Raw genomic sequence first — 14,107 nt, 5'->3', positions numbered from 1 at the left:
GCCCCCGGCTCAGGCCAGGTCCGGCCGGGTCGGGTCGCGCGGATACAGGCCGCCGGAGGGCCACACGGGCGTGGAGGTCAGCCGGGTCCACTCGGGATCCCGCAGGCCCGGAAGGGTGCGTCCGTCGCTGCTCCAGCGGGCCAGCAGCGCACGGTAGATGGGCGGGTCGGCGGGTTGCTGAACCGATTCTTCGAAGGCCGGGGGAGCCGGGCGGCGCCGCCGCCCCGGCTGCGTCTGAAGCATGGTCACATACGGCCAACGCGGGGCCGCACGTGCAGGTAATCGCAAAAGGGTGTCGGGGATCCGTTCGACGGTTCCCCGACACCCTTTTGTGTCAGTGGATGACAGAACTCTGGTCCAGGCGGCGGTTTCTGACGTACCGTCATCTCCGCCCGGAACCCGCCCAGCCGCGCCCAGGAGGCTTGCCGTGCCCGCGGACCGCCCCGTCGCCCTCGACGAATACCCCATCCACCAGGCCCCGTTGTCGATGAAGCACGTCGCCACCGGCGACCGCAACGCCTACGACCGCTGCATCTTCCACGTGTTCGACCACGCAGGCCGGGCCGTGCTCATCCTCGGCCTCGGGGTCTACCCCAACGCCGGGGTGATCGACGCCTACGCGACCCTCCGCCTGGGCGACGAACTCCTCGCCGTACGCGCCTCCGACGCCCTGGGCGAGGACCGCATGAACCTGTCCGTCGGCCCCCTGCGCATCACCGTGGACACCCCGCTGCGCCGGCTCGGCCTGCACTGCGACCCGGATCCCGCCGACCCGGACGGACTGTCCTGCGACCTCACCTGGACCGCCGCCTTCCCCGCCGTCTGGGAACCCCACCACGTCCAGCGGCGCGGGGACCGGCTCATGCTGGAGGGCCGCCGCTTCGTGCAGGCCGGCACCGTCACCGGCACCCTCACGGCCCGCGGCGAGCGGATGCGGCTGACCGAGGGGGAGTGGACCGGCACCCGCGACCGCAGCTGGGGGGTCCGCCCGATCCCCGGCGAGGACGGCGGCCGGGCCGCGGCCGAGCTGCGCCCCGAGGGCTTCCACTGGCTCTGGATCCCGGTCCGCTTCGAGGACCGCTTCCTCATGGTCATCGCCCAGGAGGACGCCGACGGCCACCGCACCCTCAACGAGGCCCTCCAGGTCTTCCCCGAAGGCAGCGGCCGGCCCGACGTACAGCTCGGCTGGCCGCACACCGAGATCCGCTACCGCCCCGGCACCCGCCACCCGGAGAGCGCGGTGGTCCACCTCACCGACCCCGCCCGCAAACCCCTCGAACTCGGCGTGGAGATCCTCGCCTCCTCCCCGCTCGCCGTCGGCGCCGGCTACCCGCCCGCCGCCGACTGGCAGCACGGCAGCTGGCAGGGGCGCGGCTGGACCGACCGCCGCACGTACGACCTGTCCGATCCCGCGGCCCACCCCGCGGCCGCCTTCGGGGTCACCGACCACTCGGCCCGCTTCACCCTCGACGGCCGCATCGGCCACGGCATCTTCGAGCACGGCAGCTTCGGCCGCCACGATCCCAGCGGCTTCGCGGACTACGGATCCGTCGCCCCCTGACCACCCGGCGGCACCGCCGAAAGGCGCCGCCTCGGCCGCGGCGCACCAGGCCGCACGCGGCACCCGGCCGCATCGCGCCCCGCCGCACCGCATCCGGCCACACCCCACCCGCCCGCAGCGGACAGGAGCACCGCATGGCAACAGCGCCCCGTCCCCGCACCTCCACCCGCGAGCCCGAGGAACTCGGCCGCCGGCTCACCGCCTGGCTGGACCGCCGGCTGCCGGGCGCCCGCGTCACCGGGATCACCGTCCCCGGCTCCAACGGGATGTCCAGCGAGACCCTGCTCTTCGACATCGAGCACCCCGGCACCCCGCTGCGCGCCTGCGCCCTGCGCCTGGCCGCCGATCCGGCCGCCTACAGCGTCTTCCCCACGTACGACATGCCCCGCCAGCACCGCGTGATGAGCCTCGTGGCCGAGCACACCGACCTGCCCGTACCGCGGGTGCAGTGGCTGGAAACCGACCCCGAGCCGCTCGGGGCGCCGTTCTTCGTGATGGCCCGCGCCGAGGGCCGGGTCCCCCCGGACGTCATGCCCTACACCTACGAGGGCAACTGGCTGCACGCCGCCACCGACGCCGAACGCGCCCGACTGGAGGAGGCGAGCGTCTCCCTCCTCGCCCGCCTGCACGACCAGTTCCCCGCCGAGCGGGCCGCGTTCCTGCTGCCCCCCGGCAGCGGCAGCCCGCTGCGCCGGCACGTGGCCGCCCAACGCGACTACTACGCCTGGGTGGTGAAGGGTCTCGCCCGGTCACCGCTCATCGAGCAAGCCTTCGACCGGCTGGAGGAACTCTGGCCCGCCCACGAGGGCCCCGCCGTCCTCAACTGGGGCGACGCCCGCATCGGCAACGTCGTCTACGAGGGCTTCGAGCCGGCGGCCGTACTCGACTGGGAGATGGCCGCCCTGGCCCCCCGCGAGGTGGACCTCGGGTGGATGGTCTACCTGCACCGCTTCTTCCAGGACCTGACCGTGGGCTTCGGCCAGCCCGGACTGCCCGGCTTCCTGCGCCGCGAGGCCGTCGAGGGACGCTACGCCGAACTCACCGGGCACACCCCGCGCGACATGGAGTTCCACACCCTGTACGCGGCGCTGCGGCACGCGATCGTCATGCTGCGCATCGCCTACCGCCAGGCGTACTTCGGCGAGGTGGCCGTACCGGAGGACCCGGACGGCCTGATCCTGCACCATGCCAGCCTCGCCGCCATGGTGCAGGGCACCTACTGGTGACGTGAGCGGCTCAGGCGGCCTGTGCGTGCTGGCCCTGGACCGGCTGCGGCAGTCTGCGCGGGAGCGAGCCCGGACCGCCGACGTGCGAGAAGGGCTGCGTCCGCCAGTCGAGGCCCTGGGGGAGCGTCAGCAGCACCACGGGCTCCAGCTCGCGGTCCGCGGCGGCGTCCGCCTCCGGCGCCGGCGCGGCCGGGCGCCCGGTGCCCGGGCAGACCGTGAGCCCGAACGGGTTCCACGGCGTCAGGCAGAGCGCGTGCTCCGGCAGGAACTCCTCGTCCGCGACGAGGGCGATCGACTGGGAGCAGTCGGGGCAGGTGGCGTGGTGGACCTCGAAGGACTCGGCGGTCCAGAGTTCCTCGGGATCCTCGTCCTCGACGGGGTCGGCGAGATCGAGGGGCTCCGGTTCGGTGCGACCGGCGCGCTTGTTGTTCGGCATGGATGTACTCCCCCTTGGCTGGGCCGGGCGGCTGGAACGGGCCTCGGCCACAGCAAGCACTTCCCGCCGTGCGGCACGAGTAACCACAACACTCCGGCCTGGACCTACTTACCCTTGTGGCCTTCGTCACATGCCTGCCGCAGGTGCCGCTTCCGGGCCGTCGCCACTGTGCCGGACCCGCCCCGGGGCAATAGGTTGAGCGGCTATGAGCGCAATGGAGGAACTGGACCGGCAGATCGTGGATCTCCTCGTCCGCGACGGACGCATGAGCTACACGGACCTGGGCAAGGCCACCGGCCTGTCCACGTCGGCGGTCCATCAACGAGTACGCCGCCTGGAGCAGCGCGGGGTGATCCGCGGGTACGCGGCCGTGGTCGACCCGGAGGCCGTCGGCCTGCCCCTGACGGCGTTCATCTCGGTCAAGCCCTTCGACCTGAGCGCGCCCGACGACATCGCCGAGCGGCTCGCCGGAGTCCCCGAGATCGAGGCCTGCCACAGCGTGGCCGGAGACGAGAACTACATCCTGAAGGTGCGGGTGGCCACCCCGCTGGAACTGGAGGACCTGCTCGGCCGGCTGCGCGCCCTCGCCGGGGTGTCCACCCGTACCACCGTGGTCCTGTCCACCCCGTACGAGGCCCGGCCGCCCCGCATCTGACCCGCACCCGGCGGCCCCCGGGCCGTCCCCTCACCGACCGACCGACCCCGTGGCCCGGCGTTCCCGTACCTCCCCGCCGGGCGCCGGACCCCGCACGCCCCGACTCCCGCCGCCGGACGTTTCCGGCCACCCCGTGCCCGGGCCCGCCCCGCCAGGCGCGAGACTGTTGCGCATGACCGAGATCCCCACGGGCTCCGCCGAAGGCGCCGGAGCCGCCGCCGCACCGCACCGCACCGTCCTGCTCCGCCGGGGCGAGGTCCACAGCCCCGCCGATCCCTTCGCCACCGCGATGGTCGTCGAGCGCGGGCACGTCGCCTGGGTCGGGTCCGAAGGCGCCGCGGACGCCTTCGCGGACGGCGTGGACGAGGTCGTGGACCTGGACGGCGCCCTGGTCACCCCCGCCTTCACCGACGCCCACGTGCACACCACCGCCACCGGCCTGGCCCTGACCGGACTGGACCTCTCGGGCGCCCGCTCCCTGGCCGAGGCCCTGGACCTCGTACGCGCCCACGCCGCCGGCCGGCCCGCGGACCGGGTCCTGCTCGGGCACGGCTGGGACGCCGCCCGCTGGCCCGAGAAGCGCGCGCCGCACCGCGCCGAGCTCGACGAGGCCGCCGCCGGCCGGCCCCTGTACCTCAGCCGCATCGACGTGCACTCCGCCGTCGTCACCACCGCCCTCCTCGACCTGGTCGGCGGGGTGCGCGAGCTGCCCGGCTTCCGCGACGGCGAACCGCTGACCCGCGAGGCCCACCACGCCGTACGCGGCGCCGCGCTCGGCGCCGTGGGCCCCGCCCAGCGCGAAGAGGCCCAGCGGGCCGCGCTGCGCCACGCCGCCTCCCTCGGCATCGGCTCCCTGCACGAGTGCGGCGGGCCCGACATCTCCTCCGCCGAGGACTTCACCGGCCTGCTGGACCTCGCCCGCCGCGAGCTCGGCCCGCGGGTCTTCGGCTACTGGGCCGAGCAGGACGTGGCCCGGGCCGTGGCGCTCGGCGCCGTCGGCGCCGGCGGGGACCTCTTCGCGGACGGGGCCCTCGGCTCCCACACGGCCTGCCTGCACGCCCCGTACCGTGACGCCGCCCACACCGGCACCGCCTACCTCGACGCCGGGGACGTGGCCGCCCACGTGGCAGCCTGCACCGAGGCCGGGGTCCAGGCCGGGTTCCACGCCATCGGCGACGCCGCCCTGACCGCCGTGGTCGAGGGGGTGCGGGCCGCCGCGGAGAAGGTGGGCATCGCCCGCATCCGGGCCGCCCGGCACCGCGTCGAGCACGCCGAGATGCTCGACGAGCAGGGCATCGCCGCCTTCGCCGAGCTGGGCCTGACCGCCTCCGTCCAGCCCGCCTTCGACGCGGCCTGGGGCGGCGAGGACGGCATGTACGCCGAACGCCTCGGTGCCGAGCGGGCCCGCACTCTCAACCCGTACGCGGCCATGCTGCGCGCCGGGGTGCCCCTCGCCTTCGGCTCCGACGCGCCGGTGACCCCCCTCGACCCGTGGGGCACCGTCCGGGCCGCCGCCTTCCACCGCACGCCCGAGCACCGCATCTCGGTGCGCGCCGCCTTCACCGCCCACACCCGCGGCGGCTGGCGGGCCCTGGGCCGGGACGACGCCGGGGTGCTGGTCCCCGGGGCCCCGGCGGACTACGCGGTCTGGCGCACCGAGGAGCTGGTGGTGCAGGCACCCGACGACCGGGTGGCGCGCTGGTCCACCGACCCGCGCTCCGGCACTCCGGGACTGCCCGACCTCACCCCCGGCCGAGAGCTGCCGCTCTGCCTGGGCACGTACGTCGGGGGCCGCGAGGTCTTCGTACGGCCACAGGGGTGAGCGGAGCCGGGCCGGTTGCGCCGATCGACGTGCGCGGGCCCCGGACCGCCCGCTCCGCGGCTCCGCACTGACCTGGCACTTTCGGGCAGAGCCCCTGGTCGCGGCGGTGTTGACAGCGGGCCGCGGGATCCGGGTAGGTTCTGCCGCGTCCACCGCAGGACGTCCGGTACCGGCGGACCCGCACCTTCTGCGCACCCGCGCCCCGGGGGCGGGGGAAGGTTTCGCCACCCGGCCGTCCGCCCTGCCCGGCCCCGGCCGGGCAGGGTTGTGAACCGGGTGGGGCCCGGACGTCCCGTAGACAACGGCCGGAACCGCCCGCAGCCAGTGGGCGGACCGGGCGGCCCGAAGGACGCCGGGCCCCGATCCGCAGGGATCCAGGGCCCCGGAGCGCCTGGTTCCGTTGCTCCCGGCCCACCGCCCCACGCCCTGGCGGAGGCCCCGAACCTGCGTCGGCGCGAAGCCGCCCGGAGGCGCTCGCTAAGGTGGGTGTCTGTGAACGGACGTGCAAAGGGGATTCAGTGAGCGACGGCGGTGAGCGGCGGTACGGACCGCTCGGCACGGCCCTGGTGATCATTCCGACCTACAACGAGGCGGAGAACATCGGGCCGATCGTCTCCCGGGTGCGCGCCGCGGTGCCCGAGGCGCACATCCTCGTGGCCGACGACAACAGCCCGGACGGCACCGGCAAGATCGCCGACGACATCGCCGCCGAGGACGACCGGGTCCAGGTGCTGCACCGCAAGGGCAAGGAGGGCCTCGGCGCCGCCTACCTGGCCGGCTTCCGCTGGGGCATCGAGAACGGCTACGGGGTCCTGGTCGAGATGGACGCCGACGGCTCCCACCAGCCCGAGGAGCTGCCCCGGCTGCTGACCGCGCTGGCCGGGGCCGACCTGGTGCTCGGCTCCCGGTGGGTGCCCGGCGGCCGGGTGGTCAACTGGCCCTGGCACCGCCAGTTCCTCTCGCGGGGCGGCAGCACCTACTCGCGCATCATGCTGGACGTGCCGATCCGGGACATCACGGGCGGCTTCCGGGCCTTCCGCAAGGAGACCCTGGAGGGGCTGGGGCTGGACGCGGTGGCCTCCCAGGGCTACTGCTTCCAGGTCGACCTGGCCCGGCGGGCCGTGGAGGCGGGCTTCCACGTGGTCGAGGTTCCGATCACGTTCGTGGAGCGCGAGTTCGGCGACAGCAAGATGAGCAGGGACATCGTGGTCGAGGCGCTCTGGCGGGTCACCGGCTGGGGCCTCGGCACCCGCGCGGCCCAGCTGGCCGGCAAGGCGAAGGCGGCGGCCTCCCGACGCTCCTGACCGCCCCGACCGGCCCGGCAGGGGGTCCGGAAAGGTGTTGAAGCCGGTTTTACGGCGGGCCGGGCACACTGGATGCATGACGACCGGCGCACCCACTCCGACGGCCCCCCGGCGCTCGCGCGCCCGCACCTTCCTCCCGCTCGCGGTCGCCGCCTGGCTGGTCCTGGAGATCTGGCTGCTGACCCTGGTCGGCGGGCAGATCGGCGCCCTGGGCGTGTTCGCCCTGCTGGCGGGCGGCGGCGCGCTGGGCGTCGTGGTCATCAAGCGGGCGGGCAGGCGGGCCTTCCGGAACCTCCAGGAAACGTTCCGGCAGGCCCAGGGCGGCCCGGCGGCCGCCCCGGCCGACAAGGGCGCGGGCAGCGGCCCGGCCATGCTGGCGGGCCTGCTGCTGATCATGCCGGGACTGCTCTCGGACCTGGCGGGCCTGCTCCTGCTGCTGCCGCCGGTCCGCTCCTTCCTCGCCAAGCGCGGCAGCCGCCTCCTGGAGCGCCGGATGTCCGCGGCGGCGCCGGGCGGCTTCGGCCAGGCGTACCAGCAGGCCCGCATCCACTTCCCGGACGGCAAGGTCGTCCAGGGCGAGGTGATCCGGGAGGACCGCCCCGGCAGCCCGGAGCCGGGCCGGGGCGCCGCCAGGCCGCCGCTGACCCACTGAAGACGCACGGAAGGCCCCTGCGGAGCGCGAACGCTCCGCAGGGGCCTTCCTGCATGCTCGTGCTCCCGGGTCCCCGGGAGCGGGAGGCCGGCGGAACGCCGACCCGCCCGCGGGTACGCCGAAGAGCCGCGGGGCCCCACCACCACAAGTGGTGGGCGGAGCCCCGCGGCTCTGGTGCGCTGTGCGCCCCCGCGCTAGGCGGACTTGCGGCTGTCCCGCGGGTGCACGGCAATGTTCATGGCGCCGGAACGAAGGACCGCCAGCCGCTCGGCCAGCACCTCTTCCAGCTCTTCGCGGGTGCGCCGCTCCATGAGCATGTCCCAGTGCGTTCGCGCGGGCTTGCCCTTCTTCTCCTCGGGCCCGTCGCCGTCCACCAGGAGTGCCTGGGCGCCACACGCCTTGCACTCCCACTCCGGCGGAATCTCCGCCTCAACCGAGAACGGCATCTCAAATCGATGTCCGTTCTGGCATGCGTACTCCACCGCCTGGCGCGGGGCCAGATCGATGCCGCGGTCCGTCTCGTAGCTGGTAACCACGAGGCGCGTACCGCGGAGAGCTCGCTCACTCATGAATCGTGCCTCCCGGGCTTGTCGCCCACAGGACAGGTGTCGCTGTCGTCGTCATCCGGTCAACGTCCGGTCGGCGGTATAGATTCCCGCTCCCAGTCGTGCGTCGCCCGTCGTGCCGCCCCTTGTTGTACCCACCAATGCCCGTTTTGTCACATCTGGCAGCAGATGTCACCCAACGTTTTCACTTCATCAGCACGCAGTAACGGTCCGCCTGGCAGGCCAAAGGCGTACACTACCGGCCTTTCAGTTCGGCGTCTAAATCCGGTCGGGGACCGGGTTTCCGGCCGCCGCGATCGCCTGCCGTACGGGCACCCGTGCGAGCAGCACGAAACCCAGTGCGAAGAAGGCCACCAGCGAGATGATGGCGTCCCGGTAGCTGCCGGTCAGCTGATATGTGAGACCGAACACAAGCGGCCCCACCCAGCTGACCCCGCGGTCGCTGATCTCGTACGCCGAGAAGTACTCGGCCTCCTTCCCGCGCGGCACCAGGTGCGAGAAGAGCGAGCGGGACAGGGCCTGGCTGCCGCCCAGCACCAGACCGATCATCGCGGCCAGCACGAAGAAGGCCGCGGGCTCCCGGGCGGGCAGGAAGTACCCGGCGCCCAGGGTCACCGTCCACGCGGCGAGCGAGCCCAGGATGGTCCGCTTCGCGCCGTGGGTCCGCGCCAGCCGGCCCATCCCCAGCGCCCCCGCCACCGCCAGCACCTGCACCAGCAGCACCGCCGTGATCAGCGTGGACTGCTCCAGCTCCAGCTCCTCCGAGCCGTACACCGAGGCCTGCGAGATCACCGTCTGCACGCCGTCGTTGTAGACCAGGTACGCCAGCAGGAACGCCAGGGTCAGCGGGTGCCGCCGCATGTCCTTCAGCGTGGCGACCAACTGCTTCCAGCCCGTGCCCACCCGCTCGGCCGCCGCCCCGCCGCGCACCGCCGCCCGGTCCCGCAGCCGCCGCAGGGGCACGATCGCGAACGCCCCCCACCACAGGCCCGCCGAGGCCAGGCAGATCCGCACCGCCGCGCCCTCGGACAGGCCGAAGGACTCGTGCCCCTGGAACAGCACCAGGTTCAGGACCAGGACGAAGGCCCCGGAGGTGTAGCCGAAGGCCCAGCCCCGCGAGGAGACCGTGTCCCGCTCGTCCGGTTCCGCGATCTGCGGCAGATAGGCGTTGTAGAGCACCATCGAGACCGCCAGCGAGGCATTGGCCACGATCAGCAGCAGGCCGCCCAGCAGGTAGCGGTCCCCGCCCAGGAAGAACATCCCCGTGGTCGCCGCCGCCCCCGTGTACGCGGCCGCCGCCAGCAGCGGCTTCTTGCGGCCCGTACGGTCCGCCACGGCGCCCACCAGCGGCATCACCAGCACCGCGAGGATCACCGAGGCCGAGACGGAGTACGCGAAGAAGGAGCCGGCGCGCACCGGCAGGCCCAGCGGGTGCACGTATCCCGCGCCGTCCGCGGCGTGCTTGGCGACCGCCGTCAGGTAGGGGCCGAGGAACACCGTCAGCACGCTGGTCGAGTAGACCGAGCAGGCGAAGTCGTAGAAGTACCAGCCGGTCTGCTCCCGGCGCCGCCCGGCGGCCGCGGCCCCGTCCGCGGTCCCCTCCTGGGCCGCCGCCGCGCCCGCGGGCTCCGTGTTCTCAGCACTCACCGGTGCCCCCTTGCTGGTCCCCGTTGCGCGCGCGGCGCGGCCGCCGCCGGGGGTCCGCAGGGCGCGTCAGGCCCAGGCCCCGCGCTGCTCCAGCACCGTGCGCAAGATGTCGATCCGGTCGGTCATGATGCCATCGACACCCAGGTCGAGAAGAGCTTCCATACGTTGCGGTTCGTTCACGGTCCAGACGTGGACCTGGAGCCCCCGCGCGTGCGCGGTCCGCACGAACCTGCGGTCCACCACGCGGATCCCCGACTGCACCTCCGGCACCTGGGCCGCGACCGCGCCCACCCGCAGCGCCGCCGGCACCGACAGCGAGCGGAGCCGCAGTCCGAGCACCCCGCGGACCCCGTACGAGGTGGCCAGGCGCGGCCCGGCGAGGCGCTGCGCGCGGGCCACCCGCCCCTCGGAGAACGAGCCCACGCAGACCCGGTCCCAGGAACCGGTGCGGGCGATCAGGCCGAGCAGCGGGTGCAGGGCGGACTCGGCCTTCACGTCCACGTTCCACCGGGCCTGCGGGAACTCCTCCAGGAGCTCCTCGAACAGCGGCAGCGGCTCCTTGCCCCCGACCAGGGCCTGCCGCACCTGCTTCCACGGCAGGTCCGCGATCCGGCCGGCGGAGTCCGTGACCCGGTCGAGGGTGGAGTCGTGGAAGGCGACCAGCTTCCCGTCGGCCGTGGCGTGCACATCGGTCTCGAAGTACCGGTAGCCGGCGTCCGCGGCCCGGCGGAAGGCCGTGGCGGTGTTCTCCAGGCCGTCGGCCGCCCCGCCGCGGTGGGCGAAGGCGAGGGGACCGGCGTGGTCGAGATAGGGGTGGCGGGGGCGTGCATGCGTCACGGCGGCAGTATGCACCGCCCCGCGGCGCGCGCGGTGGCCGGGCGGCGGCCGCGCGATGGCCGTTCCGTGGCCGGTTCGGCCCGGCCGGGGGCCCCTCTGGTGGAGGTGGACCCTGCCGTGACACCCTGAAGCCGTCCACCGCGATCCAATGGCGGTAGGACCCAGGCCAATCTTGCGAAGGTGGACCGTCATCATGGCTCAGTGGACCTCGGCCGTCGGTGCGGCCCAGCTCGCCCGGCTGATCACCTCCCAGCAGCCCCGGCCCGCACTCCCCGGCGCCCGCAAGCCGCCCGCCTACCGCTCGCTGGCCGACGGCATCCGGCTGCTGGTGCTCGAAGGGCGGGTCCCGGTCGCGGCCCGGCTGCCCGCCGAGCGCGAGCTCGCCCTCGCGCTGGAGATCAGCCGCACCACGGTGGCCGCCGCGTACGAGGCCCTGCGCACCGAGGGCTTCCTCGAATCCCGCCGGGGCGCCGGCAGCTGGACCTCCGTACCGGCGGGCAACCCGCTGCCGGCCCGCGGGCTGGAGCCCCTGCCGCCCGAGGCCCTCGGCTCGATGATCGACCTCGGCTGCGCGGCCCTCCCGGCCCCCGAGCCCTGGCTCACCCGGGCCGTGCAGGGCGCGCTGGAGGAGCTGCCGCCGTACGCGCACACGCACGGGGACTACCCCGCCGGACTCCAGGTGCTGCGCCGGATGCTCGCCGACCGCTACACCGCGCAGGGCATTCCGACGATGCCCGAGCAGATCATGGTCACCACGGGGGCGATGGGTGCGATCGACGCCATCTGCCACCTCTTCGCGGGCCGCGGCGAGCGGATCGCCGTCGAGTCCCCCTCGTACGCCAACATCCTCCAGCTGATGCGCGCGGCCGGGGCCCGGCTGGTGCCGGTGGGGATGGCCGACGCGCTGGGCGGGTGGGACCTGCCCGCCTGGCGGCAGGTGCTGCGCGAGGCGGCCCCGCGGCTGGCGTACGTCGTGGCCGACTTCCACAACCCGACCGGGGCCCTGGCCGACGAGGAGCAGCGCCGGGCCCTGGTCGAGGCCGCCCGCTCGGCGGGCACCGTGCTCGTGGTGGACGAGACGATGTCGGAACTGTGGCTGGAGCCCGGCCTCGAAATGCCCCGCCCGGTGTGCTCCTTCGACCCGGCCGGCAGCAGCGTGATCACGGTGGGCTCGGCCAGCAAGGCCTTCTGGGCGGGCATGCGGATCGGCTGGGTCCGGGCCGCCCCCGACGTGATCCGCAGCCTGGTCGCCGCCCGTGCGTACGCCGACCTGGGCACGCCCGTCGTGGAGCAGCTGGCCGTGAACTGGCTGATGAGCACGGGGGGCTGGGAGCAGGCCGCGGAACTGCGCCGGACCCAGGCCCGGGAGAACCGGGACGCGCTGGTGGCCGCGGTCCGCCGGGAGCTGCCGGACTGGGAGTTCGAGGTGCCCCGGGGCGGTCTGACCCTGTGGGCGCGGGCCGGGGGGCTCTCCGGGTCCCGGCTGGCCGAGGTGGGCGAGCGGGTCGGGGTGCGGGTCCCGTCCGGTCCGCGGTTCGGCGTGGACGGCGCCTTCGAGGGCTACGTCCGGCTGCCGTTCACCGTGGGCGGCCCGGTGGCCGACGAGGCCGCGGTCCGGCTCGCGACGGCCGCCCGGCTGGTGGCCACGGGCGCCGGGGCCGGGGCGGAGCCGCCGCGCACCTTCGTGGCCTGACCGGCGCGGGCCGCCGGACCGGCCAAAGCGCGGTCCGGCGCCGGCTGCGGCGGCTCAGTGCGCGTTCTCGGCGCCCACCTCGGGGATCTCCGCGGTGTCCGCGGTCGGGGCGATCGCCTTCGCGCCCGGCCCGTCCCCCGGGGCGCCCGGCTCCGGCACCTGCCGACCCTGCTCCCGGAGTCCCGCCGGCACCAGCCGCTCCGGCAGCAGGGCGAGCACGGCCTGCCGCTGCGGGGCGCTCGCCGTGTCGTCGTACGGGTCCGGGGTCGCGGGCACCTGGAGCCGGTGCACCGGGCCCGCGCCGAGCCGTGCGTACCCGCGGCCGGGCGGGGTCTCCGCGGCGGGCGTGGTGTGCGGGGACTCGCCGAGCACGGCCGCGATCTGCGCGAAGGACGCCGGGCCGAGCACCACCCGGGCCCGGGTGTGGGCGAAGACGGCGTCGCCGAGGAGTTCCAGGTGATCGAACTGCTCCGCCACGACCACGGTGACGTTCGCCGCGCGGCCGTGCCGCAGGGCGACCTGGAGCAGCGAGAGCGGGCCGGGCCGGCCGTCGGCCGCCGCCAGGTGGCCCAGCACACCCGGCCGGTCGAGCAGGATCCACAGCGGCCGCCGGGTGTCCTCCGGCGGCGGGTGGCCCGTCTGCCGGGCCCGGTTGGCGGCGATCAGCCGCCGCTCGGTCTCGTGCGCGGCCCACTCCAGGGTCGCGAGCGCCCCCGTCAGCCCGCACTCCACCGCGAGCACCCCGGCGCGGCCGGTCAGGCAGGCGTACTCGCCGTGCCCGCCGCCCTCCACCACCAGCACGTCGCCGTGGCGCAGGGCCTGCAGGGCCAGCGAGCGCAGCAGGGTGGAGGTGCCGCTGCCCGGCTGGCCGACGGCGAGCAGGTGCGGCTCGGTGGACCGGGCGCCGGTGCGCCACAGCACCGGCGGCAGGTCCCGGGTCTCTTCCCCGTCCACTACGGGCAGGGTGCGCTGCACCCCGCTGGGGTCGGTGAAGCCGAGCACGGTCTCGCCCGGGGCGGTGACGAAGCGCTGCGCGGCGATGCCCGTCGGCAGGGCCGGCAGCACGCTCAGGTCGAGGTGGTTCGCCTCCTCGTGCCACCGGAACAGGTACTCCCGGCCGCGGCCCGCCTTGGCGTGCAGCAGCTGCTCGATCCGGGCCCGGGCGCCGGGTTCGCCGTCGGTGAAGTACGCGGGATAGCGGATGCGCAGCCGGCGGATGCGTCCCGCCTCGTCGAAGTCGTGGTCCACGAGGGCCTTCTCCCACTCGCCGCCGTGGGAGTAGAGCGGACTGGGGTCCTCGGCGAGGGAGAAGTAGGGCACCAGGGCCTCGTACAGCGCGGCGAGCCGCTCGGTCTCGGCCTCGCCGGGGCCGGTGCGCGCCGGGGTGCGGTCGCGGCCCTGCCATGCGGCCGCCGCCATCAGCGCGGCCAGGGCCAGGGCCGGGCCGTACGGGATGACGGCGAGGACCAGGACGGCCGCCGCCGCGAGGAAGAGTGCGGGACCGCGCCGGTCCTTGGGCGTGGCCGACCAGGTCCGGCGTCCGGCCGCGGCCAGCCTGCGCAGGCCGCGCCCGATGGTCAGGAGCGGATGGATGACGTCCGTGGCGCTGTCGGCCGCTGTGCGCGCGAACTCGCGGCCCCGGGCCAGCGAAACGGTGCCGCTGGTGAGGATGCGGGGGAGTGGTCGCCGGGCCACGGGCGTCTCCTGG

At 74.8% G+C, this 14,107-nt stretch carries 13 protein-coding genes; 7 read left to right on the top strand and 6 right to left on the bottom strand.

Annotated elements, in window-relative coordinates; all coding sequences use genetic code 11:
- Positions 1–9 precede the first annotated feature (9 nt).
- Positions 10–243, bottom strand: coding sequence for a hypothetical protein (locus ACZ407_RS28965; protein WP_468133348.1), 234 nt, complete (start codon positions 241–243; stop codon positions 10–12).
- 184 nt (positions 244–427) lie between these two features.
- Here ACZ407_RS28965 and ACZ407_RS28960 point away from each other — a divergent pair, with 184 nt between their 5' ends.
- Both ACZ407_RS28960 and ACZ407_RS28955 read left to right on the top strand, forming a co-directional pair.
- Positions 428–1,561 (top strand): Rv3169 family protein, encoded by a 1,134-nt coding sequence (locus ACZ407_RS28960; RefSeq protein WP_468133346.1) that lies wholly within the window; start codon positions 428–430, stop codon positions 1,559–1,561.
- A gap of 134 nt (positions 1,562–1,695) precedes the next feature.
- Positions 1,696–2,787 carry a phosphotransferase family protein gene (locus ACZ407_RS28955; RefSeq protein ID WP_468133344.1) on the top strand — a complete coding sequence of 364 codons (1,092 nt, stop codon included), beginning with the start codon at positions 1,696–1,698 and terminating at the stop codon, positions 2,785–2,787.
- 10 nt (positions 2,788–2,797) lie between these two features.
- Here ACZ407_RS28955 and ACZ407_RS28950 read toward each other — a convergent pair whose 3' ends face one another.
- Positions 2,798–3,223: a hypothetical protein gene (locus ACZ407_RS28950; protein WP_468133342.1), complete on the bottom strand. Its 426-nt coding sequence runs from the start codon at positions 3,221–3,223 to the stop codon at positions 2,798–2,800.
- A 214-nt stretch (positions 3,224–3,437) separates the two neighbouring features.
- On the opposite strand from ACZ407_RS28950, the gene ACZ407_RS28945 reads away from it, so the two are divergent.
- From ACZ407_RS28945 to fxsA, 4 genes are all read left to right on the top strand, one after another.
- The gene (locus ACZ407_RS28945) at positions 3,438–3,878 is read left to right on the top strand and encodes an Lrp/AsnC family transcriptional regulator (RefSeq protein ID WP_226733531.1); all 441 of its coding nucleotides are present in this window, start codon (positions 3,438–3,440) and stop codon (positions 3,876–3,878) included.
- Positions 3,879–4,050: 172 nt separating this feature from the next.
- Positions 4,051–5,700 (top strand): amidohydrolase, encoded by a 1,650-nt coding sequence (locus tag ACZ407_RS28940; protein ID WP_468133340.1) that lies wholly within the window; start codon positions 4,051–4,053, stop codon positions 5,698–5,700.
- A 518-nt stretch (positions 5,701–6,218) separates the two neighbouring features.
- Positions 6,219–7,004, top strand: coding sequence for a polyprenol monophosphomannose synthase (locus ACZ407_RS28935; protein WP_468133338.1), 786 nt, complete (start codon positions 6,219–6,221; stop codon positions 7,002–7,004).
- Positions 7,005–7,080: 76 nt separating this feature from the next.
- Positions 7,081–7,656 carry an FxsA family membrane protein gene (fxsA, locus tag ACZ407_RS28930; RefSeq protein WP_468133336.1) on the top strand — a complete coding sequence of 192 codons (576 nt, stop codon included), beginning with the start codon at positions 7,081–7,083 and terminating at the stop codon, positions 7,654–7,656.
- A 194-nt stretch (positions 7,657–7,850) separates the two neighbouring features.
- Here the strand turns inward: fxsA and ACZ407_RS28925 are convergent, their stop codons facing one another.
- The 3 genes from ACZ407_RS28925 to ACZ407_RS28915 all read right to left on the bottom strand — a co-directional run bounded on the left by ACZ407_RS28925 (position 7,851) and on the right by ACZ407_RS28915 (position 10,706).
- Entirely contained in the window at positions 7,851–8,225 is a 375-nt protein-coding gene (locus tag ACZ407_RS28925; protein ID WP_003959706.1) for an RNA polymerase-binding protein RbpA, read from the bottom strand.
- Between the two features lie 255 nt (positions 8,226–8,480).
- Positions 8,481–9,869 carry an MFS transporter gene (locus tag ACZ407_RS28920; protein ID WP_468133334.1) on the bottom strand — a complete coding sequence of 463 codons (1,389 nt, stop codon included), beginning with the start codon at positions 9,867–9,869 and terminating at the stop codon, positions 8,481–8,483.
- Positions 9,870–9,935: 66 nt separating this feature from the next.
- A complete protein-coding gene (locus ACZ407_RS28915) occupies positions 9,936–10,706 on the bottom strand; it encodes a glycerophosphodiester phosphodiesterase (protein WP_468133332.1) in 771 nt (256 codons plus the stop codon).
- 193 nt (positions 10,707–10,899) lie between these two features.
- Between ACZ407_RS28915 and ACZ407_RS28910 the strand changes: the two genes are divergently transcribed.
- On the top strand, positions 10,900–12,399 hold the full coding sequence (locus ACZ407_RS28910; protein WP_468133330.1) for an SCO1417 family PLP biosynthesis transcription factor: 1,500 nt from the start codon (positions 10,900–10,902) through the stop codon (positions 12,397–12,399).
- A 54-nt stretch (positions 12,400–12,453) separates the two neighbouring features.
- Here the strand turns inward: ACZ407_RS28910 and ACZ407_RS28905 are convergent, their stop codons facing one another.
- Positions 12,454–14,094, bottom strand: coding sequence for a hypothetical protein (locus ACZ407_RS28905; RefSeq protein ID WP_468133328.1), 1,641 nt, complete (start codon positions 14,092–14,094; stop codon positions 12,454–12,456).
- Positions 14,095–14,107: the final 13 nt, after the last annotated feature.

The sequence above is a fragment of the Streptomyces sp. NPDC030809 genome (assembly GCF_055572195.1).
Note: the sequence above shows the minus strand (reverse complement) of the source record. Positions and strands in the feature narration are given on the sequence as shown.